The organism is Mycolicibacter sp. MU0102, assembly GCF_963378105.1.
Classification (GTDB): domain Bacteria; phylum Actinomycetota; class Actinomycetes; order Mycobacteriales; family Mycobacteriaceae; genus Mycobacterium; species Mycobacterium holstebronense.
Map to the genome: position 1 here is coordinate 3,910,131 of NZ_OY726398.1, position 15,125 is coordinate 3,925,255.

Below are 15,125 nucleotides of genomic sequence, written 5' to 3' on the forward strand. Positions count from 1 at the left end.
TACGGGCTCAGAGCCGGTTATGGCGGACCTGATTGAACGGCACGCCGCGGTCGGCGGCGTACTCGCGAGGCAGGCCCAGAACGCGTTCGGCGATGACGTTGCGCGCCATCTCGTCGCTGCCACCACCTAGGCCCACGGTCTGCCGGGACAGATACCGCCGGCCCGCTCTGAGCAGGTGCGCCTCGTCGTCCACCACAGCCAACGGACCCGCGACCGCCATAGCGGTGTCGACTTCCAGGTAGGTCACATCGGAATGGAACAGCCGGATGATCGAGGCCGCGGCCGGCGGAAGTTCACCGCTGCGCATGCCACGCCCGGCGTAGTCGATGAGCTTGTCGCGAACCATGCGCCGGGCCAGCACCCGGCCGATCTGGTCCTGGGTCAGCGGGTCGTCCGCGGTTCCGGCGTCGTGCGCCAGGGTCAAGAAGTCGCCGGCGGCCATCTCGGTGCGCTCGGGGCCACGCCCACTGGCGAACTCCGAACCCTGCCCTACGGCCCGACGCTCGTGGTAAAGCAGCCGCGACGCGACGTCCCAGCCCTTGTTGACCTCGCCGACCACCGTGTCGGGCCCGAGCCGCAACCCGTCGAAGAACTCTTCGCAGAACTCGTTGGAGCCGTCGACCTGCTCGATGCGGCGCAGCGTGACGCCGGGCGCGTCGATCGGCACCAGGAACATGGTCAGCCCGTCGTGCTTGGGCACCGTCGAATCGGTGCGGGCCAGCAGCAGCCCGAAGTCGGCGGCAAACGCACTGGTGCTCCAGGTCTTGGCCCCACTGACCACCCAGTCGTCGCCGTCGCGCTCGGCGCGGGTGATCAGGCCGGCCAGATCGGATCCGCCGCTGGGCTCCGAGAGCAGCTGCACCAGTACCTCGTCGCCGCGCAGCGCGGCGCTGATGTGGCGGCGCTTCTGTTCCTCACTGCCGGTGTCGAGCAGGGTGGCACAGCAGATGGTGAAGGTGGGGACGTTGAGGATCAGCGGCATCTCGTAGCCGGCTGACACGGCGTCGAAGGCCTTCTGGTAGCTCAGGTCCAGGCCGAGTCCGCCGTACTCGCGGGGGAAGCAGATCCCGGCGAAGCCGCCGTCATGCAGCCGTCGTTGCAGTTCGCGTGCGCGCTGCCAGGCGCCGTCGTCGTCGCGACCGTTGCGCGGGGGGCGCTGCGGGTCCAGGCGCGGCATGTTGGCGGCCAGCCAGTCGCGCGCCGATGCGGCGAAGGCCTCAACGGTGATGTCGTTCATGCGGCGGGCTCCGTGCTGCTGGCGGCCGCGTAGATGGCCTGGTGGTGTTCGGCGGGCGTGCCGAGCAGATTCCGGTACAGGGTGGCCCGGCGCAGATACAGGTGCAGGTCGTGTTCCCAGGTGACGCCGATCCCGCCGTGCAGTTGGACGCACTCCTGAATCAGCCGGCCGGCATGTTCACCGAGATAGGACTTGGCCGCGCCGGCCCACATGGCGGCGTCGGGATCACGCGCGGCCACCTTGTCCACGGCGCCGGCGGTGATCGCGCGGCAGGCGTGCAGCCACATGGTCATGTCGGCGAGTCGGTGTTTGATCGCCTGGTAGGACGCCAGCGGCCGGCCGAAGCTGTAGCGGTCGCGGGCCCACGCGACTGTCATGGCCATGACGGCGTCCAAGATCCCGGCCGTTTCGGCGCACACCAGCGCGATCGCGACCTGGGTCTGGCGGTCGATGAGCGCACCGGTCTGTGTCGCGGTGCCGACCACCGCGGATGGGTCGATTTCGGTATCACTGAATTCGATGCGCGCGTACTGCTTCACCAGATCGATGCCGGGCTGCGGTGTCACCCGCACTCCGGCGCTGTCGGTGCGGACCAGGAACTGGCGCAACGCGCCGTCGTCGGTGCGCGCGCCGATCAGCACCAGGTCTGCCCGGTCTCCGGCCTCCACCCGATCCTTGACCCCGTTGAGCCGGTAGCCGCCGGCGATGCTGGTTGCGGTCAGGCCCGGCTGGTGCGGACGAAAGCCCCGACCGGGTTCGTCGGCTGCCCAGGTCGCCACCATCTCCCCCGAGATCAACGCCGCGATGCTCTGCGCATGCGCGTCCCGGTTGTCGGCGTCGAGCAGACCGGCCAGGACCACGCTCACCGGGTACAGCGGCCCGGGCGCCACAGTGCGCCCGATCTCGGTGGCGATCGCGGCCAGATCGCGCAGGCCGCAGCCCGACACACTGCCGCCGCCGAACTCCTCGGGCACCAGTAGGCCGGCCCAGCCTAGATCGGCGGCCTGCCGCCACCACGCCGCATCGTAGGAGCCGCCCCGCGCATGCAGGTCGCGGTAATCGCGCAGCGCCGCCGTCTTGTCCAGGAATGCGCGCGCCGTGGCGACGAAAAGCTCGCTCTCCGTTGACACATCGGTCATGTCATCTCCTCCGAAAACGGCAGTCACCGGATGGGCTCGTCACCGAGCACCGTGGTGCGCAGCATTTCCCGGGGAGAATCCGGGTCATAGGGGGCGGCCCGATGCAGGACGCCACGGTTGTCCCAGATGACGGTGTCACCCACCGACCAGCGGTGACGATAGACCCGATCGGCCACGGTGGCGCGCTGCAGCAGTTCGTCCAGCAGGGCGCGCCCCTCGCCCAGATCCATGCCGACGACATAGTCGGCGGAGGCACCGAGCACCAGTGATCGGCGACCGTTGCGGTGCGTCCACACCAGTGGATGTTCGTGGGTGGGCCGGGCCCGCCACCGGGCCAGCTCTTCCGGCGACGGGTCGGGGGTGACCCGCCGCTGGGAAGCCTCCAGTGAGTGGACGACGCGCAGTGCGCCATAGCTCCGCTTCTCGTCGTCGGTGAGTAGGTCGTAGGCGGCGTACGAGCTGGCGAATTCGGTCTCGCCGCCGCGCTCGGCTACCTGCACCGCCGAGAGCACGGTGGCTTTCTGCGGGTATTCGTCGCCGGTCGGCGTGCACCCGTCGATGTGCCAGTCGAAGGTGGCACGCAGGTAGCTGGCCGAGGAGTTCTTGGACCGGTTCAGCGTGACGGGGTAGATGCCCGCGACCTCGTGATGGCCGTCGGCGGAGTAGTCGACACTGCCCAGCCGGCCGCAGAACGCGACCTGGGCACGGGGGTCGATGCGCAAGCCCCGGAAGACCAGAACGCCGTTGTCTTCCAACGCCTCGAGCACCGCGGCGCCCAGACTCGCCTGATCCTCCGCGGCAGCTAGCTGCCGCGGGTCAATGCCGAGGACCTCGGCACCGACCGAGGATGTCAGCTTGTTGATGGTGAGCAGACTCATCGACCTGTCCTTTCTGACAAGGTATTTCGCGCTGGTGACCGCTAAGGGATGGGCCAGCCGGTGCGGATCATGACGGCGTCGGCGGCATCGACCGGGGCGGGTTGCTGCATGATCTCCACCGCCATCGCCACCATCACCAGTGAATAGATCAAGTGCAGCAGGTGCAGGGCGTCCTCGGGAAGTTCGTCCAGGGCGAACTTGTCGCAGTAGTCGATCGCTTCTTCCAAGCGTGGAAAGAACGCGTCGTAGAACTGCCGCAGTTCGCCGATGGTGCTGGCCAGCCGCTGATTGAAGCGTTCGGTTTCGGTTGGCAAACACCAGGTTTCGGCGAAGCATTCGAGCTCGGCGAAGGCGCTGGGCAACCGTTTGGCGGTCATCGCGGAGCTCCTACGCCGGCGTGCGCGCGCCGGTAGTCGTCCACCCAGTCGACGACCACCTTGTGCAGGTGCCGCACCAGGATCTCCTGATCGCCCAGCGGGAAATCGTCGATCACGCCGTACTCCAGCGCGGCCTGGGTGCCGCCGAGCATGCCGGCGTCTTGCAGCGCGAACTCTTTGAGCACCACCGACGCCACCTCGTGCTCGATGCGCTCGCGCACGGTGCGGGCCGGATGGAAGTAGGTGTGGGCCTCGAATCGGTGGGTGTTGTGCGAGGTGGGCCAGTACCGGTAGAGCAGGTACCAGCCGCCGTAGATGAGGATCTCGGTGTTGGGGAAGATCTGGAAGTTGCTGATCCCCCACGGTTCGATTCCACCCGGGTTCAGCCCGGCCGGCAGTTCACCGATGTCGGGCGTCTCCCAGGGACCGACCAGCCCGCTGCGGGTGGCCCGCTCGATCGGGTACATGTACTCCGGGGGCAGCAGCCATCGCCGCCGGCCGGCGGTGGAGACCAATCGGTGCGGCCCGTCGAGTTGGAAATGGCCGCAGGTGAATCCGGCGCCGGGTACCCGAACTTGGGCCGGCACTTGCTGGGAATGCAGCGCCGGGACGTGGTAGTACTCCTGGAACGCGTCAGCGAAGATCTTCCAGTTGCTGTTGTTGTGGGCCACCCAGTCGTAGCGCTCGGTCAGCTTCTCGAACGGGTAGCCGTCGAGGCCGGTGAGCATAGGCCCGAGGAAGTCCCGCAGGGTCTGACGCGGCGCGGTGTCGAGGTTGACGAAGATGAAGCCGTTCCAGATGTCGCAGTGCAGCGGCATCAGGGCTGCGGTGTCGGCCCCGTCGAATTCGTGCGTGCGACGGCATCGCTTGCAGGTGATCTCCTCGACCTGCCCGGCGGTCTCGCGGTCGGGATATTCATGCCAGACGAGCTTGGTTCCGCAGCGCGGGCAGACGTTGTGGAAGGCGCGGATTCCCCGGTCGGTGTGGACGAGAAGCACCGACGCCTGGGCGGCTTCGATCTCTTTGGTGGCATAACTGCCGTGTTCGGGAAGTTCCTCGATGCGCCCGATGTTGAGCCAGGCACGTTTGAACACCGCCTCGCGCTCCAGTTCGAAGAACTCCGGCGATGTGGAGTCGGCGAAAGAGATCGGGCCGGTGCCCAATTCCGGGTAGTGCTCGGTCCACGAGCCCTCGGGAGTCCGGCCGGATCGCACCGAAGGTTGTTCTGTCACAACACTGCTCCTCCGTTGACGCCGAGTACTTGACCGGTGATGAAACCGGCTTCCTCCGAGCACAAGAACCCGACCGCCGCGGCGATGTCCGCGCCGGTGCCCAGCCGGCCCATCGGGATATTGGCCGCGATCTGCTCGTTCGGTGGCAGGTATCCGGCCGCTTGGCCTTGGTGCTGCATGGGCGTCTCGATACCCGACGGCGGGATGTTGTTGACCGTGATGCCTTGGGCGGCGTATTCGCGGGCCAGCGATTTGGTCAGGGTGATGACCGCCCCCTTGGACGCGGCGTAGTGCGCGGCGAACGGCGATCCGCGCTGTGCGCTGGACGAGGAGATCATCACGATGCGCCCCCACCCGGCGGCGACCATGTCCGGCAGTGCGACCTGACAGCAGTGAAAGGTCCCGGTCAGGTTGACATCGATGATCCGCGCCCAGGCCTGCGGCGTGATGTCGGCGAAGGCCGAGTATCCGAAGAGGCCGGCGCTGGTGACCAGCGCGGCGACCGGGCCGAGTTCGCTGCGCACTTTGGCGAATGCCTCATCGACGGCGGCCCGATCGGTGACGTCAGCCTCGATGCCCAACGCGGTCCCGCCCTGGCCCCGAACATCGTCGGCAACCCGCTGCGCGGCTTGACCATCGACGTCGAGAACGGCGACGCGATAACCGCGCCGGCCCAGTTCGTGGCAGGTGGCCTCGCCCATGCCCGAGCCGCCACCGGTGACCACGGCGACCCGCTGCGGCACCTCTGTGGTCATTGCATCCCCTTCGGCGTCGATCGGTGAATCGCGACCCTGGACGTCCTCGCCGGGGAATGTTATCAAGTACTTGTTATTGATCTCAAGTGTTGGACGTTCGGACCTGCCGGACGGCGTCAGGGCAGCTTGATCATCGAGACGTACATCGCCACCACCGGCCGGTAGAGGTCGATCCCGTCGAGTTCGCTGGCCAGCACGGCGGAGTCGCTGGTGGCGACGAGAACCTGCGCCAGGTTGAGAGCCGGGATCAACAGAGTTCCCCCGAGCCGTTCGACGCCTTCGACGATGAAGGTCGCCAGCTGCTCGACGACCTCGGCCCGCTTGGCGGCGACGCGATCCCGAGCTTCGGGATTGCGCAGCAGGTACAGCGTGAATTCGTACCCGAGTGCGGCATGCTCAGCCCCTCGGTCCCGACTCAGCCGCTGCCAGCGCTCGGCGATGTCGTCGAGCTCGCGCACTCCTACCTGAGTCGCGTTCGCCATCACTTCGGCGAAGTTCTCGAAGTACCGGCGCCAGTAGCGATCGCTGACCGCCAGGAAGAGCTCATCCTTGGCCGCAAAGTGCTTGTAGATGGCGCCCTTGGTATAGCCCGCAGCCTGGGCAATGTCGTCGAGAGTCGCGGTGGTGAAGCCCTTTTCGGCGAAGACTTCCTCGGCGGCGTCCAGCAGCAGCGACCGCGTGCGCTCGAGCCGGCGCTCACGAGTCCACTGCTCAACCATGGGCCAAATTGTCCCACAGAATCTGCGATACCTCTTGGCATCACAGATACCGATGAGTATATTTTGCACCGTCCCGGCCCATCCCGGAAGGAGACCGCGCTATGAGTAGCGGCTTGTCGAGTCAGGTCGAGTCCGTTCCGACTGGGCCGGAGCCAAGCGGCCATGCCAGCGGCGGGCCCGTCAAGGTATGGGCGACGGTCGGCGCAGCACTGCTGACGCTGCAGCTGTACGTGTGGACCCGGTGGATCACCGGGCCGTTCTTCGAGCGCGTCCCCGGCGGGCCGAACGATCCGCCCATGTACATGAAGGTGCCCCTGATGGCCAACGCCATCGTGCTCTGGGTCGGCCTGCCCGTCGCCGTGTGGTGGTTCTTCGTCCGTCCATGGCGCCGCGAACGCCGAATCACGTTGGACGGCTTGCTGTTTGTCTCAATGGGCCTGATGTTCTTCCTGGATCCGCTGCTCAACTACTTCAACACCTGGTGCACCTACAACACCTGGCTGTTCAACCGAGGTTCGTGGACATCGCATATCCCGGGCTGGGTGTCGCCCGAGGAGCCCGGCCGCCAGGTGGCCGAGCCGCTGCTGACGAATATTCCCGGCTATGCCTATGGCGTGCTGATGATCACCATTGCCGGGTGCTGGATCATGGGAAAGATCAAGGCGCGCTGGCCCTCCATCAACAACTTGCGCCTTATTGCAATCACCTACGCAATCTCGTTCATCTTCGATTTCGTCATGGAGGGCTTGGTCCTGCTGCCGATCGGTTTCTACACCTACCCCGGCGCCATCCGGTCGGTGTCGATTCATGCCGACACCTACTACCAATGGCCCATCTATGAAGGCCTGATGTGGGGCGCGGTCCAGGCGGCGCTGTGTTCGCTGCGCTTCTTCACCGACGAGCGCGGGCGTACCGTCGTCGAGCGCGGTCTCGACCAGGTGCGAGGAGGCTTGGCCCGCCAGCAGTTCACCCGATTCTTGGCGGTCTTCGCCGGGGTCAGCGCATGCTTCTTCGTGCTCTACATGGTTCCTGCGCAATGGATCGCCCTGCACTCCGACCCGTGGCCGGCCGACCACCAGAAGCGGTCCTACTTCACCGGCGGGATCTGCGGTGATGGCACCGACCGGCCCTGCCCGAATCCTGTTCTGCCACTGCCCACCAACCGTTCCGGCTACATCGACGTCGATGGTCGCTTGGTGCTGCCCGAGGGCATCGGCATACCACCCGTAGTGCCGTTAGAGCGCGGCGAGTGACGATCGCCGTGGCCGCCACCACCGCTCCGGACGTGTACTACGACCCCTGGGATGTCGGCCTCAACGCCGATCCCTATCCGATGTTCACCCGGCTGCGGGCCGAAGCGCCGCTGTACTACAACGAAGTTCACGACTTCTATGCCGTGAGCCGATTCCAAGACGTCAATGCGGCCCTGATCGACCACAAGACTTTCAGCTCAGCCCGCGGGGTGGTGCTGGAGATACTCAAGGCCGACATCGAGATCCCTTCGGGGATGCTGATCTTCGAGGATCCGCCGATCCATGACATCCATCGCAGCCTGTTGGCCCGGGCATTCACTCCGCGCAAGATCAATGCACTCGAGGGCGCCATCCGCGAATTCACCTCCCGGTGCCTGGACCCGTTGATCGGCGCGGAGCGAATCGATTTCGTCAAAGACCTCGGCGCGGTGATGCCGCTGCGCGTGGTGGGCATGCTGTTCGGCATCCCCGAGGATTACCAGCGGCGCGTTCAAGAAGACGGCGACAAGCATGTGCGCACCCAGCGCGGCGGGCAGCTGACCGACAATCCTGACGGCGCGCTCACCGACGGCCAGGTCTTCGCCGACTTCATCGACTGGCGCATCGACCATCCGGCCGACGACCTGACCACCGACCTGCTACAAGTCGAATTCACCGATGAGACCGGCAGCACGCGGCGACTACGCCGCGAGGAGCTGCTGATGTTCATGAACGTCGTCGCCGTGGCCGGCGCCGAGACCACCACCCGTCTGATCGGCTGGATGGGCAAGTTGCTGTCCCAGTACCCCGATCAACGCCGACTGCTGGCCGAGGACCGGTCTCTGTTGCCGAACGCTATTGAGGAGATCTTGCGCTATGAACCGCCGGCGCTGCAGGCCGCGCGCTACGTCACGCGCGACATCACGCTTCACGGCCGGATGATCCCCGAGGGGGCGGCGATCCTGACTCTGATCGGCGCGGCCAATCGCGACGAGCGCCGGTTCGGGGCGACTGCGGAGTCCTTCGACGTCACCCGGACACCGCGGCAACACCTGACCTTTGGGGTCGGCGCCCACTACTGCCTCGGCAACGCGCTCGCTCGTCTCGAAGGCCGGATCGCCCTCGATGAGATCCTCAATCGCTTCCCGGACTGGGAGGTCGATCTCGACGCTGCGCTCTTCTCGTCCTCCTCAGCCGTGCGCGGCTGGGACAGCATGCCCGCGCGGGTCTAGAACTGCTCGAGGCGTGCTCAGGGTTCCACGTGGTCGGCGAACAGGGTGTGGCCGGTGCCCTGCTCGACAACCCGGGCCAGGAGCGCGCGCAGCGTCTCCTGCTCCTGCGGGTTCAGCACGCTGAACACCTGATCGTGGGCGGTGATCGCATCGGTGACGACCGCTGAGGTCACCGCTCGCCCCTCATCGGTCAGGTAGGCCCGCAGGATTCGGCCGTGGTGGGGATCCTGCTTGCGCTCCACCAGTCCGCGGCGCTCGAGTGCACTCAGGGCCAGTTGCACGCCCTGCGGGGTGATCAGCAGGCGACGTGCCAGTTCGGCCCCGGACAGCCCCGGTTCTCCGGCGAGCTGGCGCAACAGACCGATCTGGGCGGTGCTCACCCCATGCTCGCTGATCGCCTCGTTCACGGTCGTCAGCGAGTAGTAGAAGGCCTGCTTGAGCAGCCACAGGATGTTGTTGGTGAGATCCATGTCCCGCTTCCCTGTCAGCTGCGCTTGCAGACCTGGCCGTCCTTCATGACGAATCGCACGTCTCCGGTGGTGCCGATGTCCCGGGTCGGGTCACCCGGTACGGCGATGATATCGGCGCAGTAGCCCGGGGCCAGTCTGCCCAGTTCATGCGCGGCGTCGATGAGTTCGGCACTGACCACGGTGGCTGCCCGCAGTGCCTGCACCGGTGTCATGCCGCGCTCCACCAGTGCGCACAATTCTTTGGCGTTCTGGCCATGCGGGATTGCCGGCGCATCGGTGCCACACGCAATGCGTACACCGGCTTCGATCGCGCGGGGCAACATGGCCTTGGCCCGCGGAAACACCTCGGCCGCCTTCTTGCGCAGCTCCGGAGCGATCCGGTCGACGGCCAAGGCATCCGTCAAGTAGGTGGTGGAGACCAGGAACGTGCCGTGGTCCACCATCATCGCCAGCGTCTCGTCGGTGGCCAGGAAGCCGTGCTCGATGCAGTCGATGCCGGCCCGGATACATGCCCGAATCGCGGTGTCGCCGATGGCATGTGCGGCAACCCGCACCCCGGCCCGATGCGCCTCGTCGGCGATTGCGGCCAATTCGGCGTCGGAGTATTGCTGAGCACCCGGAGCGGTGCTGTGTGACATCACCCCGCCGGAGGCCGACACCTTGATCAGCTTGGCGCCGTGGCGGATCTGGTAACGCACGCAGGCGATCACATCCGGTACACCATTGGCGATGCCCTCGGCGATCGACAGTGGCATGACGCCGGGCGCGAGCCGTTGGAAGACCGTCGGATCCAGGTGGCCGCCGTAGGGCGTGACGGCATGGCCGGCGGGGTAGATCCGAGGCCCCGCGTGCCAGCCCTGGTCGATGGCACGCTGCAGCGCGACGTCGAGTAGGTAACCGCCGGTCTTGACCATCAGCCCCAGGTTGCGGACTGTGGTGAAGCCGGCTTCCAGTGTGGTTCGTGCGTTGACCGCGGCGCGCAATGTGCGGTAGGCGGGATCGTCCTGCACGCCGTGCAGCGGGGTGGGAAGCCCCTCTGGACTGCCCGGTCCGCCGATGAGCAGGTTGAGCTCCATGTCCATCAGGCCGGGCAGTAGCGTGACGTCACCGAGGTCGATGTCGTCAGCCGAAACCGGAACGGGCGCCTCGGGATTGATGGCGGCGATCCGCCCGTCCTCGACCACCACGACGGCGGGTGACCGGACGACGCCGGCGTCGATGTCGAGCCATCGATCGGCCCGCAGCACGCATTTCTCACTCACCGGGCGGCTCACGGGAACGGCTCGACGATGCACTCGATGACGGCCGCGCCCGAGTCGGGAACGCGCGGCTGCTTCCAGGCTTCGGCCGGGAATGCCACCGTGATCATGGAATACAACAGGTGCATCAGGTTCAGCACATCCTCGGGCAGGTCGTCGAGGCTGAACTTGTCGCAGTAGGCGAGCGCATCTTCGGCGCGGGCCGTGATGGCGTCGTAGAACGCCTGCATGTCTGACATGGAACTGCTCAGGCGCTTGGCGTAGCGCTCTGGTTCAGATGGCAAGCACCACTGGTTGAACGGTTCGAGGTCGGCGAATTCCTTTGGCAGCATGGCAGTCACGATTCCTCAGACCTTGGCCGTGGTGCGCTCGTGTTCGGCGATCCACGCGGCGGTCTCGGCATGGAAGTGCCGGATCAGCACCTCTTGGTCGTTGAGCAGGAAGCGATCCACCACCCCGGTGCCGATCATCGTGTGGGTGGCCTCCAAGGTGCTGGCGTCCTGCAGCCCGTACTCCTTGAACGACACCGCCGCGAGTTCTTGGGCGACCCGCTCGCGGGGCGTCCGCGGTTGGGGAAAGTACAGCGTGCCTTCGAAAATGTGCGAGTCGTGTCCAGTCGGCCAGTAGTGGTAGGTCAGATACCAGCCCTGGCCCCAGAACAGGATCGTGAAGTTGGGGAAGATCTGAAACGAATCCAAGCCCCACGGATCGCATTTCGCGGGATTGAGACCGTCGGGCATCGGGCCGATATCCGGCGGGTCCCACGGGCCGAAAAGCCCGCTCTGGCAGATGTCCTCGATGGGCTTGCGCATCTCGGACGACATCTCCCAGGCCCTGACACCTGAGGTGCTCACCAGGCGGTGCGGGCCCTCGATCTGATAGTGCGGCGCCTCGAAACCGGCCTGTTCGGCCGCCACCCGAAAGGCCGTCGGTGTCTGGTTCCCGTGCAGCACCGGCGCGTGATAGAACTCCTGGAACGCGTCGAGGAAGAGCTTCCAGTTGGAGTTGACCGACGAGCGGTACTGCCATCGGGATGTCATCTGCCCGAATGGGTAGCCCTCCAAAGCCGTAACCATGGGCCCGAGGAATTCGCGCAGTGATTGCTCCGGGGTGGCGGCGAAGTTGACGAAGATGAATCCTTCCCAGACGTCACAGTGCACGGCGACCAAGCCGTAGCGACTCTTGTCCAGGTCGAAGAACTCTTCCTCCTGCTGAACGAAGGCCAGATTGCCATCCAAGTCGTAGCGCCAGGCGTGGTACTTGCAGGTGAACTGGCGGCAGTTTCCGCTCGTCTCCTCCAAGGGCATGTTGTCCCACACCAGCTTGTTGCCCCGGTGCCGGCAGACGTTGTGATAAGCCTTGACCTCGCCGGATCCGGTTCGCACCAGGATGATCGAGGTGTTGACCACCTTGAGTTCCCGAGTGAAATAACTGCCCTTCCGCGGAATCTGCTCTACCCGACCGACATTCAGCCAGGCGCGCCGGAAGATCGCCGCGCGTTCCTTCTCGTAGACATCGGGGCTGATGGAATCGCGGTACGACACCGGTTCGGTACCGAGCTCGGGGTAGTGCTGGGTCCAACTGCCCTCGGGCGGCTTGGGAAAACGCGCCACAACCACTCCTGTCCTCACGCCGGGTCACGAGTCTCGTCGGCGCCGACGCTATCGAGCGGCACGTCCAGTGTCAAGTAGTTGATACTTGTGCGCGGAGTCAGCTTCAGGAGTTCCTGAAGGACTGACTTCGGGTTAGGACTGGCTCAGCGCGGCGTCGTTGTCGGTCTCGGCTTTGCGCGCGGTGTTGCTCAGCATCTGCTCGACGACGTTCTTGCCCAGGGCACTGTCATCGGGCAGCTCGATCGGGTAGCTGCCGTCGAAACAGGCACAGCACAGCCGCGATTTGGGCTGCTCGGTGGCCGCAATCATGTCTTCTTGCCCGACATACCCGAGGCTGTCGGCGCCGATGGCGCGCCGCACCGCTTCGACCATCTCGGTCTCGTCCTCGACGGCGTTGGCGATCAGCTCGGCCGGCGAAGCGAAGTCGATGCCGTAGAAGCACGGCCACTTCACCGGCGGGGAGGCGATCCGCACGTGCACCTCGACTGCGCCGGCCTCGCGCAGCATCCGCACCAGGGCGCGCTGCGTGTTGCCCCGCACGATCGAGTCATCGACGACGATCAGCCGCTTGCCGCGGATGATCTCCCGCAGCGGGTTGAGCTTGAGCCGAATACCGAGCTGACGGATGGTCTGCGACGGCTGGATGAAGGTCCGCCCGACGTAGGCGTTCTTGGTCAGGCCCTGTCCGTAGTCGATCCCGGACTCCTGGGCGTAGCCCACCGCGGCGGGGATGCCGGATTCCGGCACGCCGATGACCAGGTCGGCCTCCACCGCGTGCTCGCGGGCCAGCCGCCGGCCGATCTCCACCCGGGTGGCGTGTACCGACCGACCGCCGATGGTGCTGTCGGGGCGGGCCAGGTAGACGTATTCGAAGACGCACCCCTTCGGGGTGGGGTTGGCGAACCGGGTGGAGCGCACGCCGTCGGCGTCGATCGCCAGCAGCTCTCCGGGCTCGATGTCGCGGACGAACGAGGCACCGACGATGTCGAGCGCCGCGGTCTCCGAGGCCACCACCCAGCCGCGGTCGAGCCGGCCCAGCGACAACGGCCGCACGCCCCACGGGTCGCGGGCGGCGTACAGGGTGTTCTCGTCCATGAAGGTCAGGCAGAACGCACCGCGCGCCGTCGGTAGCAGCTCCAGCGCCGCCTGCTCCAGGGAGGTGTCGGCGGCCCGGTGCGCCAGCAGCGCACCCAGGATGTCGGAGTCGGTGGTGGCCACGCCGGGACGGCGGGTGTCGATCAGCCCCAGTTCGCGGGCCCGACCGGCCAATTCGGCGGTGTTGACCAGGTTGCCGTTGTGACCCAGGGCCACGCCGGTACCGGCCGCGGTGTTGCGGAACACCGGCTGGGCGTTCTCCCAGGTGGTGTCGCCGGTGGTGGAGTAGCGACAGTGCCCGACCGCCACGTGCCCGGGCATGGCCAACAGCGTCTGCTCCTCGAACACCTGGCTGACCAAGCCCAAGTCTTTGAAGACCAGCACCTGCGAGCCATCGCCGACTGCGATCCCGGCGGCTTCCTGGCCACGGTGTTGCAGCGCATACAGGCCGTAATAAGTGAGCTTCGCTACTTCTTCACCGGGAGCCCAAACTCCGAATACGCCGCACTCTTCACGGGGTGCATTCTCTAGGTCTACTACCTGCTGGTCCGGCACGTTTCAGCTGCTCCAAGGGGACGGGCCACAGTGACGATGTTCAGTCTACGGTCAACAAGCGTCAAGTTTCACCAACGGCAACCAATCGGTGATCTCGGCGGCTCGCGAACCCGACAGTCGCAGCTTTCCGGCTGCGGCCGCGTTGCCGGTCTCCAGCAGTCCGGTGGCCAGCAGCAGCCAGCTGCGCGGATCGGTCTCGACGACGTTGGGCGGGGTGCCGCGAGTGTGTCGCGGACCGGCGATGCACTGCACCGCGACGAACGGCGGGATCCGCACCTCGACGCTGGCGCCGGGGGCCAGTTCGGCCAGGGTGCGCGCGGTCAGCCGGACGGCGGCCGCCAACTCGGCGCGGTCGGGTGCGGGCAGATTCTCGTCACGCAGCCACGCCGCGAGGGCCAGCACCGCTGCGCGGGTTTGTGCCGGGTCGGGCTGTGGACGTGAGCGGGCGGCGGACATGGGTCAGTCGATGGGGTGTGCGGCGAACCAGTCGAGCAACAGGTCGGCGAGCCGGTCCGGCTCAGTGTCGGGAATCCAGTGTGAGACGCCCGCCATGACCTCGAATCGGTAAGCCGCGTCCACGTAGCGGACGGTGTTGCGCGCCGCCTTGGGCTTCAGCGCGATGTCGTCGTCGCTCCAGACATACATCGTCGGCACCGAGATCTGCTGGTTGCTGTCGCGCAGATTCGACAGCGGCATGCCTCGGTACCAGTTGAGCCCGCCGGTCAGCGCGCCCGGTTCGATCATGGCCTGCGCATCCCGTTCGGCCGCGGCCGAAGTCTGCCCGCTTCGCCGCAGAGCCTTGGCGGCCACCGCGCCGTTCCCGCGCGTCAGCAACCATTCCGGGAGCCGCGGCAGCTGGAAAAACCCCATGTACCACGACGCCAGGCCCTGACGACTGGTGACAAACGACTTCAGGAAGGCCGCGGGGTGCGGTACCGACACCGGCGACACCGTGGCGAGCCGCTCGGGCAGTTCGGCCGCCACTCCCCACGCCACCGCGGCACCCCAGTCGTGGCCCACCAGGTGCACGCGCTGCGCGCCACTGGCGTCGATCAGTGCGCCGATGTCGGCGACGAGTTCGGACACCCGATAGTCGCGGCGCCGCGGTGGCCGAGCACCGGGTGAATAGCCGCGCTGGTTGGGCGCCAGGCATCGGTAGCCCGCGGCGGTGAGCCGGTCGATGACGGCGTTCCAGCTGTCGTTTCGCTGCGGGAAGCCGTGCAGCAGCACCACAACGGGGCCGTCGGGCGGCCCGGCGTCGCGAACGTCGAAGACCAGGCCGTCACGGGTGTAGCGCTGCATGGGTGCAGCATTCCGCACGACCCCGGCGGT

16 protein-coding genes are annotated in these 15,125 nt (G+C 66.5%); 2 read left to right on the top strand and 14 right to left on the bottom strand.

Going from position 1 to position 15,125, the window contains the following annotated elements; translation table 11 throughout:
* Positions 1-7: 7 nt before the first annotated feature.
* From RCP37_RS18495 to RCP37_RS18525, 7 genes are all read right to left on the bottom strand, one after another.
* Positions 8-1,237 carry an acyl-CoA dehydrogenase family protein gene (locus RCP37_RS18495; protein WP_308484435.1) on the bottom strand — a complete coding sequence of 410 codons (1,230 nt, stop codon included), beginning with the start codon at positions 1,235-1,237 and terminating at the stop codon, positions 8-10.
* Positions 1,234-2,376: an acyl-CoA dehydrogenase family protein gene (locus tag RCP37_RS18500; protein WP_308484436.1), complete on the bottom strand. Its 1,143-nt coding sequence runs from the start codon at positions 2,374-2,376 to the stop codon at positions 1,234-1,236. Before RCP37_RS18500 ends, RCP37_RS18495 begins: the two co-directional genes overlap by 4 nt.
* A 23-nt stretch (positions 2,377-2,399) precedes the next feature.
* Positions 2,400-3,254 (bottom strand): TauD/TfdA dioxygenase family protein, encoded by an 855-nt coding sequence (locus RCP37_RS18505; protein WP_308484437.1) that lies wholly within the window; start codon positions 3,252-3,254, stop codon positions 2,400-2,402.
* A 41-nt stretch (positions 3,255-3,295) separates the two neighbouring features.
* Positions 3,296-3,631, bottom strand: a complete 336-nt coding sequence (locus RCP37_RS18510) for a hypothetical protein (protein WP_308484438.1) — start codon at positions 3,629-3,631, stop codon at positions 3,296-3,298.
* Entirely contained in the window at positions 3,628-4,863 is a 1,236-nt protein-coding gene (locus RCP37_RS18515) for an aromatic ring-hydroxylating dioxygenase subunit alpha (protein WP_308484439.1), read from the bottom strand. The genes RCP37_RS18510 and RCP37_RS18515 overlap by 4 nt, the downstream gene beginning before the upstream one ends.
* Positions 4,860-5,618, bottom strand: coding sequence for an SDR family NAD(P)-dependent oxidoreductase (locus RCP37_RS18520; RefSeq protein WP_308484440.1), 759 nt, complete (start codon positions 5,616-5,618; stop codon positions 4,860-4,862). Before RCP37_RS18520 ends, RCP37_RS18515 begins: the two co-directional genes overlap by 4 nt.
* A gap of 116 nt (positions 5,619-5,734) precedes the next feature.
* Positions 5,735-6,337 carry a TetR/AcrR family transcriptional regulator gene (locus tag RCP37_RS18525; protein WP_308484441.1) on the bottom strand — a complete coding sequence of 201 codons (603 nt, stop codon included), beginning with the start codon at positions 6,335-6,337 and terminating at the stop codon, positions 5,735-5,737.
* Between the two features lie 101 nt (positions 6,338-6,438).
* Between RCP37_RS18525 and RCP37_RS18530 the strand changes: the two genes are divergently transcribed.
* Together RCP37_RS18530 and RCP37_RS18535 are read left to right on the top strand one after the other, a co-directional pair.
* Positions 6,439-7,590: a spirocyclase AveC family protein gene (locus RCP37_RS18530; protein WP_308484442.1), complete on the top strand. Its 1,152-nt coding sequence runs from the start codon at positions 6,439-6,441 to the stop codon at positions 7,588-7,590.
* A 2-nt stretch (positions 7,591-7,592) separates the two neighbouring features.
* Entirely contained in the window at positions 7,593-8,801 is a 1,209-nt protein-coding gene (locus tag RCP37_RS18535; RefSeq protein ID WP_373693201.1) for a cytochrome P450, read from the top strand.
* A gap of 17 nt (positions 8,802-8,818) precedes the next feature.
* Here the strand turns inward: RCP37_RS18535 and RCP37_RS18540 are convergent, their stop codons facing one another.
* The 7 genes from RCP37_RS18540 to RCP37_RS18570 all read right to left on the bottom strand — a co-directional run bounded on the left by RCP37_RS18540 (position 8,819) and on the right by RCP37_RS18570 (position 15,095).
* Entirely contained in the window at positions 8,819-9,271 is a 453-nt protein-coding gene (locus tag RCP37_RS18540; protein ID WP_308484445.1) for a MarR family winged helix-turn-helix transcriptional regulator, read from the bottom strand.
* Positions 9,272-9,285: 14 nt separating this feature from the next.
* Positions 9,286-10,533 carry a metal-dependent hydrolase family protein gene (locus RCP37_RS18545; protein WP_308484446.1) on the bottom strand — a complete coding sequence of 416 codons (1,248 nt, stop codon included), beginning with the start codon at positions 10,531-10,533 and terminating at the stop codon, positions 9,286-9,288.
* A gap of 8 nt (positions 10,534-10,541) precedes the next feature.
* Positions 10,542-10,862 (bottom strand): hypothetical protein, encoded by a 321-nt coding sequence (locus RCP37_RS18550; RefSeq protein WP_308487147.1) that lies wholly within the window; start codon positions 10,860-10,862, stop codon positions 10,542-10,544.
* A gap of 15 nt (positions 10,863-10,877) precedes the next feature.
* Positions 10,878-12,143 (bottom strand): aromatic ring-hydroxylating oxygenase subunit alpha, encoded by a 1,266-nt coding sequence (locus tag RCP37_RS18555; protein WP_308484447.1) that lies wholly within the window; start codon positions 12,141-12,143, stop codon positions 10,878-10,880.
* Between the two features lie 132 nt (positions 12,144-12,275).
* A complete protein-coding gene (gene purF / locus RCP37_RS18560) occupies positions 12,276-13,793 on the bottom strand; it encodes an amidophosphoribosyltransferase (protein ID WP_308484448.1) in 1,518 nt (505 codons plus the stop codon).
* Between the two features lie 51 nt (positions 13,794-13,844).
* Positions 13,845-14,249 (bottom strand): sterol carrier family protein, encoded by a 405-nt coding sequence (locus RCP37_RS18565; protein WP_308484449.1) that lies wholly within the window; start codon positions 14,247-14,249, stop codon positions 13,845-13,847.
* A gap of 3 nt (positions 14,250-14,252) precedes the next feature.
* The gene (locus RCP37_RS18570; RefSeq protein WP_308484450.1) at positions 14,253-15,095 is read right to left on the bottom strand and encodes an alpha/beta fold hydrolase; all 843 of its coding nucleotides are present in this window, start codon (positions 15,093-15,095) and stop codon (positions 14,253-14,255) included.
* Between the last annotated feature and the right edge of the window lie 30 nt (positions 15,096-15,125).